Genomic DNA, 9,536 nt, shown 5'->3' on the forward strand with positions numbered 1-9,536 from the left:
CCAGATTAGGATGCCAACCAGACGAACTCACTGAAGCGATAGCCCATCATCATGCCGGAGGGATAAGACTCCACCCCTTTAACCTTGTTGCTGTAGCCGTCTAACGAACTGATAAACAGCGGGATAATGGTGCCGCAGTGGTCATAGACTAGCGCCTGCATATCGCCATACATCTGCTTGCGCCTGGCCTGATCTCGTTCACCGCGTGCCGCAGTCACCAGTTGGTCGAACTGCGGGTTTTTCCAGCCGGACTCGTTCCAGGGGGCGTCTGACTTGTAGAACTGGCTGAACAGCAGGTCCAGCGTCGGGCGGGGGTTGACCGAGCCGTATGAAATAGGATGCTTCATCCAGTGCTGCGACCAGTAACCGTCGTAGGGAACACGACGCACCTTGAGGTTCATTCCGACCTGTGCGCCGAGCTGTTGCAGGAACTGCGCCCCCTCCATCGCACCTTCGATATTATCGGTGGTGACGATTTCTAGGCTCGGCTTCACTAACCCGGACTTCTTGAGATAAAACTTCGCTTTGTCGAGATCATTAGGCCGCTGCGGCAGGTCTTTATTGAAATACGGATGCCAAGGTGGAACCGGATGGTCATTGGCCACCGTGCCAAACCCCTGAAGCGCCGTTTTAAGCAGCAGTTCGCGCGGCTGCAAATATTTCATCGCCAGCACAAAGTCCGGATTGCCGGTGACCGGTGCGTCCTGACGCAGAATGAGGTCGCTGTACATGCCGGACTTGCTCTCCAATACCGAGCAGGATCCCGAGCCGTTGATACGCTTTACGTCGCGCGAACTGATGGTCGAGACGAAGTGCAGCTCACCGGACAGCAACGCATTGACGCGCGCCGCCTGGTCGGTCACGCCCAGCAGCTCAACCTCGTCGAGGTGCGGCAGGCCGGGTTTCCAGAAGTTTTTGTTGCGCTCACCGAGGGTGCGATTTCCCGGGGTAAACTCTTTACAGACATAGGGGCCGGTGCCGACAGCCTTGCTGAAATCTTTGGTGCCGTCCTGCAGGATAAGAAACGCTGGCGTGCCGAGGATAGACGGCAGGTCAAAGTTTGCCTGCTCGAGTACCAGTTCCACTTCCATCAGGCCGACGGCCTTGATGCTGGCAAACTGTTTGGCGAGTGAAATCGCGGTCGAGGCCACGGCAGGGTCTTTATGGCGCGACAGCGAGAACACCACGTCCTGTGCGTTAAGCGACTTGCCGTCGTGGAAGGTGACGCCCTGACGCAGCTTGATGCTCCACGTGACACCGTCACTGCTGCTAATCGACTCGGCCAGTCCCATCTGCGGGATAAGTTTGCTGTCCAGCTCAGTCAGGCCACTGTAGAACATATATTGCCGCATGTAGTCGCCGCTGTTGTTGGCCTTGGCGGGATCCATGGTGTCGGCGGCCGAGGAGTTAGCGGCCGCGGCGCGCAGTTTACCGCCCTTGACCGGCGTGGCCTCGGCGGCCCAGGCTCCGTTTGGCAGGCTGATGATGCCGGTGCTGAGCGCCGCCCCGGCGGAGAACATTTTCATCATGCCGCGGCGCGAGATATTGATCTCAGAAAAATTTGAAGCAGACTTCGGTGTTGCTGGACCTGATTCTTTACGAAATTTACTCATTGAAATCTCCCCGAATGCGGTATTTACCGAAAAAAGCTGTTGTTTTTGATCAAGAAAATCCAGTGCATTGCTGTGTGCCGCCGACTCAAGACACCTTGTCTTTGGCTTTGTAATACAGGCCCGCCACTGGCAGGAACCAAGGCTTGCCAAAGTATCCCGGCATCGCCGCCCAGTTGCTGCGCTGCCACGGATTGCTTACCGGTTTGCCGGTCACCAACGCCGCCATCACCTTGCCCATGTACACCGACATCTGCGTGCCGTGGCCGCTGTAGCCCATTGAGTAAAACAGCCCCTCATGCTCACCGGCGCGCGGCAGGCGATCGGCGGTCATGTCGACCAGGCCACCCCAGCAGTAGTCGATATTGGCATTGGCCAACGACGGGAACAGCTCGCCCAGCCCCGTGCGCAATACGCCGCCGCTGCGGGCATCGGAGGTCGGGTTGCTAATCGCAAACCGCGCACGGCCGCCGAAAATCAGTCGGTTATCGGCGGTGGTGCGGAAATAATTCCCGATATTCAAGGAGGTAACATAGGTACGGTTGTTGATAAGCGCCGCCTGAAGTTTGGCGGGTGCCAGCGGTTCGGTGGCAATGATAAAACTGCCCACCGGCACGATACGGCGCTGGAACCATGAGAACGGCCCCTTGTCGGAGGTGCCTGTCGCCAGTAATACGCGTCCGGCGTCGATGTCGCCGCGCGAGGTGCTAACGCGATAGCGGTGCCCGTCAATCTGCTGTAAGCCGGTGACCGGGGTCTGCGGATAAATAGCCGCGCCCTTTTCGGCCGCCGCCTGAGCCAGACCGATGCCAAACTTGCCCATGTGCATCTGACCGCCGCCCTTTTGCAACAGCCCACCGTGGAAGGCGTCAGAACCCACTTCGTCGCGAATATGGCTGGCATCAATCAGCTCGACGTTGCTGTCTACGGTGCGTTTGAGCAGCTCGTAGGTTTTCACTAGAGAAGGGAAATGCTTGGCCTTACTCGCCAGCTTGAGTTTGCCGGTGCGGATAAAATCGCAGTCAATTGCCTCGTCTCTGACAATCGACTGCACGTAATCTACCGCCTCGGTGTAGGCGTGGTAATAGATGGATGCCTGCTCCAGACCGAGACTTTCAACCAATGAGGCAAAGTTTTGTGATACCCCGGTGTTGCAGTGCCCGCCGTTACGACCGGACGCCTGACTCAAAACGTCGCCCGCTTCAAGCACCACGACGTCAACACCGGCCAGCGCCAGATTATAGGCCGCGGACAGGCCGGTAAAACCGCCGCCGACCACCACAACATCCGCCTTCGCCGGGAGTTCCCCGCTGGCTGCGCCGGTAAACGTCGGCGCCGTAGCCTGCCAAAATGATTCAAGTTTCATGCCTGTGCCTCATCCTATGTGTTCCTGACCGCACGCCGTTTAGTGCATGCCTTTTGCCACGGTGACGTGACTTACAGCCCTACCACGCCCGGCAGACCGCCGATGTCTTTAATCTCGGTGTAGCCGTAGGCAGGGTTGGCAGGATCATGACCACGATTAACCCAGACTTTGTTTTTGATGCCCATGTCATGGCAGGTCATCAGGTCGTAACGCAGGCTTGAGGAGACGTGCAGAATGTCTTCAGGACCACAGCCTAGCTCGTCGAGCATGTATTCGAAACCGCGCATTCTTGGCTTGTAGGACTGCGCCTGCTCGGCGGTAAAGACGCGATGAATCGGTGCGCCGAGACGCGGCACGTGGTGGGTAATCAGGTCATTCATGGTGTTGGAGAGCAGCACCAGAGGAAACGCCTCGGCAACCTTTGCCAGACCGGCAGGCACGTCAGGATGCGGGCCCCAAGTCGCACAGGCCTCCATAATACCGGCACCGTCGCTGTCTTTATATTCCACGCCCCATTTCTTGCAGGTGCGGGCGATCGCCTGACACACCACGTCGGGATAAGGTTTCCACGCGCCCAGTACTTCGTCCATACGGTAACGTGCGAAGTCGGTGGTAAAAGCCAACATCTCTTCAGCACTGACGCGGTCGGCAAAAATTGCGCTCGCCGCACCGGCCATGTCGAAGTTAATCAGCGTGCCGTAGCAGTCGAAAGTAATAAACTTAGGTTTGAATACCGCCATGATAATCCCCTTCTCCGATAGTTTTCGTCGTGTGACAGGTAGTGGAAAGTTTTAAAAATCAATCAGTACGCTTTTGTAACGCAGACAGGCTTCGAACGCCTGACGGCCAAGGTCTTTGCCGATGCCGGAGCCGTTAAAGCCGCCGGTCGGGATAATAAAATCGCCCGAGCGCCCGTAGCGGTTGATCCACACGGTCCCCGCTGCGAGGCGGCGCATGGCGCGCATCGCGCGTTCGATATTGAGGGTATGCACGCCCGCCGCCAGACCGTAGAGCGGGTGACTGGCCAGCGCCAGCCCCTGCTCTTCGGAGTCAAAGGTCTGGATGGTCAACACCGGACCAAAGATCTCTTCCTGCACGGCCGCAGAGTCTGCGCCGACGCCCGCCAGCAGCGTCGGTTTAAAGAAGTAGCCCTGTTGGGTATCCGGGAAGAATTCCCCCCCGGCCAGCAGCTGCGCTCCTTCGTCAATGGCGGTCTGTACGATGGACTGAATCTTCTTCGCCTGACGCGCGTCGATAATAGGCGCGTAGCGGCAGGCGCTTTGCCAGGTATTCCCCGGCTCGACGCTTTCACAGAGTTCAATCAGCTTGCCTGTCAGCGCCTCGGCGATGCCGGACTGCACCACTAACCGGGTTCCGGCCACGCAGGCCTGCCCACCGTTAGCGGTAAAACCGCGGAAGATACGCGCCGCCACCGTCTCGAGGTCACCGGCGTCGTCAAACACCAGCTGTGGGCTTTTACCGCCCAGTTCTAGGGTGACCGGCTTCATGCCGTTGAGCGCCGCCTGGCTCATAATCTGTGCGCCGGTCGCCGTAGAACCGGTAAAAGACACCTTGCGGACCAACGGATGGTTGACCAACGCGCTGCCGCAGCTCACCCCGCGGCCCTGCACAATATTCAGCACGCCTGCTGGCAAACCGGCCTCTATCGCCAGCTCGGCCAGCATCACGCTGGAGAACGGTGTCAGTTCGGAAGGTTTGAGCACCACGGCGTTGCCTGCCGCCAGCGCCGGACCCAGCTTCCACGAGGCCATCGACAGCGGGAAGTTCCACGGCGTGATAGCGCCAATGACGCCGTAGGGTTCAGGCACCAGCATACCCAGGCTGCTGTCGCGGGTTGGCAGTACGTCGCCGCTGTATTTGTCGCAGCACTCTGCATAGAAGCGAATCGCCTCGGCGGTGAAAGGAATTTCGTGATTCACCACGTCATAAATTGGGCGCGTGGAACTGACCGCCTCAAGCCGGCCGAGAGATTCGGCGTTGGCCTCTATCAGGTCGGCCCAGCGGCGCAACACCCTGGCACGTTCGCGCGGCGAGCGGGTTCCCCAGCCACTCTCCCGCCAGGACTGATGAGCGTTGGTGACGGCTAGGTCGACCAGTGCCGCATCAGCGTCCGGGATATCGCCAAGGAATTGTCCGTCGGAGGGGCGGTTGACGCTAATGCGCTCGCCGTGGCCGACGTGGATTTTGCCACCAATCAGGTGCCCGGCGGGTAAAGGCACTTTTTCAGGATCAAAACTCAACATAATTAACAATTCCTTCTTATTTACAGGGCTTAAATTTGTCGGCGTCGGCGACGCAGAAAATATTTTTAACCAATGACGGAGCGATCAAACATTAACCAAGCCGCATTTAAGCTGTTTATTTACCACTCAACGTCATTATCGATAAATTTATTACTTTGCGGCCTGGAAAAACCGCCAAGAACATCACTTTTATCACTGGCTAAATACTTATAAGCATAAAGCGTGCCATATTACGGAAAATTTAAAATGCGGTATGCACAGCCGAAAAAACGTTTTATGCCGTGTAGGAGCTCAAAACTTCACAGATCCGTTTTTTGCATTTTTGTCCCGCTGCCAAAGATAACCTGCTGCACCAAATGAATGATTTTATCGCCTCCGCTTGCACCAAAATAAACGGCACGCGGGAAGCGAATTTCATTAACCTGCTATTTTATAAGATAAAATAGGATTGCACTGAGAAAGGACGCGTCGGCCCGCGCTGAGACGTTGATAAGCCACGATATTTTGCGGTCGGTATTTAAAGAGGTTAAAAAGCGGCTACCCGTTAAGAGTTAGCCGCCGTGTTGGGGAGTAAAATGAAAAATGCGCAGAAGTTAAATCGTCATGATTTAGTTAAGGCCGCCAATATGGAAAGACTTCATTTCAAGATATTCTTCAATTCCCGCTTTCGCCCCTTCTCGACCTATTCCGGAAAGTTTTATTCCGCCAAATGGCGCTATTTCCAGCGAAACCGATCCGGTATTTAATCCCACCATTCCGAATTCAAGTTTTTCCGCTACGCGCCACGAACGGCGCAAATTCTCGGTAAAGAAATAAGCCGCTAAACCGAACGGCGTGGCGTTGGCTAAATCGATGGCTTCTTGTTCATTATCAAAGCAGAACAGCGGCGCAACGGGGCCAAAGGTCTCTTCATTAGCAATAAGCATACTGGCGTTCACGTCGGCCAATACCGTGGGTTTGGCAAAATTTCCTTCGTTCTCGGCAATCCCCCCCGTCAACAGGCGGGCGCCTTGGCTCAACGCGTCGTCAATGTGGCGATTGACCTTCTCTACCGCCGATTTGTTAATCAAAGGGCCAATCTGCGTGCCTTCGGCAAACCCGTCACCGACCTTGAGCCTGCGGGTCTCCTCGACCAGGCGGGCCGCGAACTGGTCATAAATACCGCGCTGTACCAGAATTCGGTTGGCACAAACGCAGGTCTGGCCGCCGTTGCGGAATTTGCTTACCATCACACCGGCAATAGCCAAGTCGATATCGGCGTCGTCAAAGACAATAAAGGGAGCATTACCGCCTAGCTCAAAGCTTAGGCGTTTTACCGAGTCGGCGCACTGGCGCATCAGAAGCTGTCCGACGCGCGTCGAGCCGGTGAACGACAGTTTACGCACCAGCGGATTACCGGTCAGCTCTGCCCCAATCCCCTGTGGCATACCGGTCACTATCTGCAACGCGCCGCCCGGAATACCGGCCCGTGAAGCGAGCTCAGCCAATGCCAGGGCCGACAGCGGCGTGAGATCGGAGGGTTTAACGATAATCGGGCAACCCGCTGCCAGCGCGGGTGCGCATTTGCGGGTAATCATCGCAATCGGGAAATTCCATGGCGTGATGGCGGCGGCGATACCCACCGGCTGTTTAAGCACCAGAATGCGGCGGTCGCGCGTCGGCGAAGGAAGGGTTTCGCCATAGATGCGCCTTGCCTCTTCGGCAAACCATTTGACGAAGCTGGCACCATAGCGCACTTCACCCCGCGCCTCCTCAAGCGATTTACCCTGCTCGGCGGTCATAATAATCGCCAGGTCTTCAGTATGGTCGAGGATCAGCTGATACCATCTCTCCAGCATCCCGGCACGTTCTGCTGCCGGTATTTCGGCAAACTCATGACGAATAGCCTCGGCGGCCTGAATGGCCTCACGGGTGTCCTGTTGGTCCATAGCCGGAACCTTGGCAATCACCTGCCCATTAGCAGGATTCACGACGTCGAGGGTTTCATGGCTGTGAGCGTCCACCCAGCGTCCGGCGATAAAAGCCTGCTGGCGGTAAAGAGAGGGTTCTTTCAGGGACAGTTGCGGCATGTTTTCTCCACTAAGCGCAGTAACTCGGGGGTTCAAATTACTCTACCGGTAATGTGGAATTTTTTGTGGGGAATGCGCTCAGGCTGACAGCAGATTCTGCGTTATACGGACGAAAAAAGAAATTTCGCAGCCTCCCCTGCAAACAGCGTTCGGTTACAAATAAGTTACATTTAGATGGCAGTCTGACTAAATCAATAGCCAAACGATTAAGAAAGCAGCACAATGCTTATTTACTTAAGGCATATAAATAGTAATGAAATTGCATTAGTAAAATTACCTTATGTCTTCTCTATCCCTCACAATGATTAGGAATATACTCTTCAATTCCCTCTTTAACTTGGTTTATTATTATATTTCAGAATAATCTCCGTCTTATTTTTTTAAGTGAGATATTTTACACTTTTTTTACCAAAATAGAGCCAAATTCAATAAGATAAGGTAAAGTAAATTCGTGGTCACAAAGGAGTGGTATCACTATATTCCTGCCGTAATACGCCACAATGCATAAACATTACTCAACTATTATGGAGCTTATTATGAAAGAACTTAACACTGTTGAAGTGGATCAGGTTGCTGGTGGCGGTCTTTTAACTAGCCTGCTGGGTGATGTAGCGAACGCTGTATCTCCACTGGTAAACCAGCTGGTAACAACGACTGTTCCAAACGCTGTTGAAAGCGTTGTCGAAGGCGTTAACGGCGTCGCTGATGGCCTGGCGTCTGCACTGCAAGCTGTTTTCTAATAAAACAGTAACGCATGAATACATGTTTCATACTCGTAACCCATCAGGATTTTCTTGAATTACGAGCATGTGACATTACCTCGCCTGTAGCCTGAACTGCAGGCGGGGTTACCTCAAAAGTATCTTGATGTAGTTCTCTGAATTGCAGCGTATTACGCTGTGCAAACTTCGGCAAATTTAATACGGATAATTTTTGCTGCCTGAATTTTGCGCATAAATAATCGTTAAATGACAGATGTACATAAATTTTCGGCAACATGAATATTAGTAAAGATTTTTTAAAGCCGGGCGACAGTGCGTATTAAAAATAAGCCACTCTCATTTTTGGTAGCACAATGTAATTATTACAATCTTGATTACGTATGGGTATTAATATCCAACTCAGATTAATAACCCTACACGTATTGGGGATCTATTGTCACGGCGATAAATTAACACAGTGATTTTTATTAATTTCGGAGGTTATTGTGAGAGTACTCGAGACTAAAGAAGCTGAATGCGTCGCAGGCGGCGGTGCGTTAGATTTAGTATTCAACGTTGTTAACGACGTCGTCTCTTTAGCCGCCCCCTCTGCCAGCACTAACGTCAAAGTCGTTGAACAGGGTACTTACGCAGACTTGCCTCTCGCTCTGTAGCTGTTAATTAGCAATAGAACCTACTCATAGTGCTTATGAGTTTTTTAATACGACAAATTCTTACCTGTGGGACGGATGATGTTATCACCAGGTAGCAGGTGAATTTTCTGTTGACGTCCTGATTCTTCATCGTCAACAACAGAAGAATCTGCGATGTTTGCCGTGTTAAGAGAAATTTTAACCTTTTCTTAACCCCCACAACCTGGTTTAGCAACCAAAATCGGGAAATGGTATACAGTTATTGAGGGTCCTGCGGGAAAAAACTCAATGCTGCAGTAGATAAGATGAGTGACAACCACACAGGGCGCCATTCAGCCTTTATTAATAATTTCGGAGGTTATCATGAAAGAACTGGACACTAAAGAAGTTGAACAAGTAGCAGGCGGCGGTTTGATCGACACATTATTCAACGTAGTAAACGGCGTTACCGGTGCAATCTCTCCTGACCTGAGCAATGGTGTTAAAACCGTTGAGCAAGGCGTTTACAGCGTTCTCGGCAACGTTGTTTAACACGTCTGAATGATCGACCCCATGTCTCATACCCAAAATTTATCACCTGCGTATGCACTTAGATAAAAAAGAAAGCCAGTAGTCCTCCTATGAGACATTGCTTCCACCTGCAGCGAACGCTGCGGGTGGCCTAAGTCAGACACCGCCCTCTCCTTTGACCTCTAACAGCCCCCCTTACTGAAATCCGAAGCGAAAATTTTCTTCATATTCCAAAGAAGCAAACTGCCGCCATTTCGCACTCAAAAAATCAACAGCAGCAGTCTGTCTTGTAAAATCATCAATTATCAGTGATTTGATACATCATTATAAAAAGTTTTCATTATTAACAGTAAGTTACAATTG

General features: G+C 53.0%; 8 protein-coding genes. 3 read left to right on the plus strand and 5 right to left on the minus strand.

The genetic code is table 11. From position 1 onward, the window contains the following. Window positions 1-5: 5 nt before the first annotated feature. The 5 genes from BS640_RS13260 to BS640_RS13280 form a co-directional block, all read right to left on the minus strand. On the minus strand, window positions 6-1,613 hold the full coding sequence (locus BS640_RS13260; RefSeq protein ID WP_084912729.1) for an ABC transporter substrate-binding protein: 1,608 nt from the start codon (window positions 1,611-1,613) through the stop codon (window positions 6-8). A gap of 85 nt (window positions 1,614-1,698) precedes the next feature. Then, entirely contained in the window at window positions 1,699-2,976 is a 1,278-nt protein-coding gene (locus tag BS640_RS13265) for an NAD(P)/FAD-dependent oxidoreductase (protein WP_017491302.1), read from the minus strand. 71 nt (window positions 2,977-3,047) lie between these two features. Then, window positions 3,048-3,716: a haloacid dehalogenase type II gene (locus BS640_RS13270; protein WP_084912730.1), complete on the minus strand. Its 669-nt coding sequence runs from the start codon at window positions 3,714-3,716 to the stop codon at window positions 3,048-3,050. A gap of 51 nt (window positions 3,717-3,767) precedes the next feature. Continuing rightward, on the minus strand, window positions 3,768-5,240 hold the full coding sequence (locus BS640_RS13275; RefSeq protein ID WP_017491300.1) for an aldehyde dehydrogenase family protein: 1,473 nt from the start codon (window positions 5,238-5,240) through the stop codon (window positions 3,768-3,770). Window positions 5,241-5,848: 608 nt separating this feature from the next. After that, the gene (locus BS640_RS13280; protein WP_084912731.1) at window positions 5,849-7,309 is read right to left on the minus strand and encodes an NAD-dependent succinate-semialdehyde dehydrogenase; all 1,461 of its coding nucleotides are present in this window, start codon (window positions 7,307-7,309) and stop codon (window positions 5,849-5,851) included. Window positions 7,310-7,845: 536 nt separating this feature from the next. On the opposite strand from BS640_RS13280, the gene BS640_RS13285 reads away from it, so the two are divergent. The 3 genes from BS640_RS13285 to BS640_RS22075 all read left to right on the plus strand — a co-directional run bounded on the left by BS640_RS13285 (window position 7,846) and on the right by BS640_RS22075 (window position 9,194). Beyond that, a complete protein-coding gene (locus tag BS640_RS13285; protein WP_038327914.1) occupies window positions 7,846-8,049 on the plus strand; it encodes a hypothetical protein in 204 nt (67 codons plus the stop codon). 467 nt (window positions 8,050-8,516) lie between these two features. Continuing rightward, on the plus strand, window positions 8,517-8,684 hold the full coding sequence (locus BS640_RS22130) for a hypothetical protein (protein ID WP_169713495.1): 168 nt from the start codon (window positions 8,517-8,519) through the stop codon (window positions 8,682-8,684). A gap of 342 nt (window positions 8,685-9,026) precedes the next feature. After that, the gene (locus BS640_RS22075; RefSeq protein WP_017491296.1) at window positions 9,027-9,194 is read left to right on the plus strand and encodes a hypothetical protein; all 168 of its coding nucleotides are present in this window, start codon (window positions 9,027-9,029) and stop codon (window positions 9,192-9,194) included. The last annotated feature ends 342 nt before the right edge of the window (window positions 9,195-9,536 follow it).

The organism is Rouxiella badensis (assembly GCF_002093665.1).
GTDB lineage: Bacteria > Pseudomonadota > Gammaproteobacteria > Enterobacterales > Enterobacteriaceae > Rouxiella > Rouxiella badensis.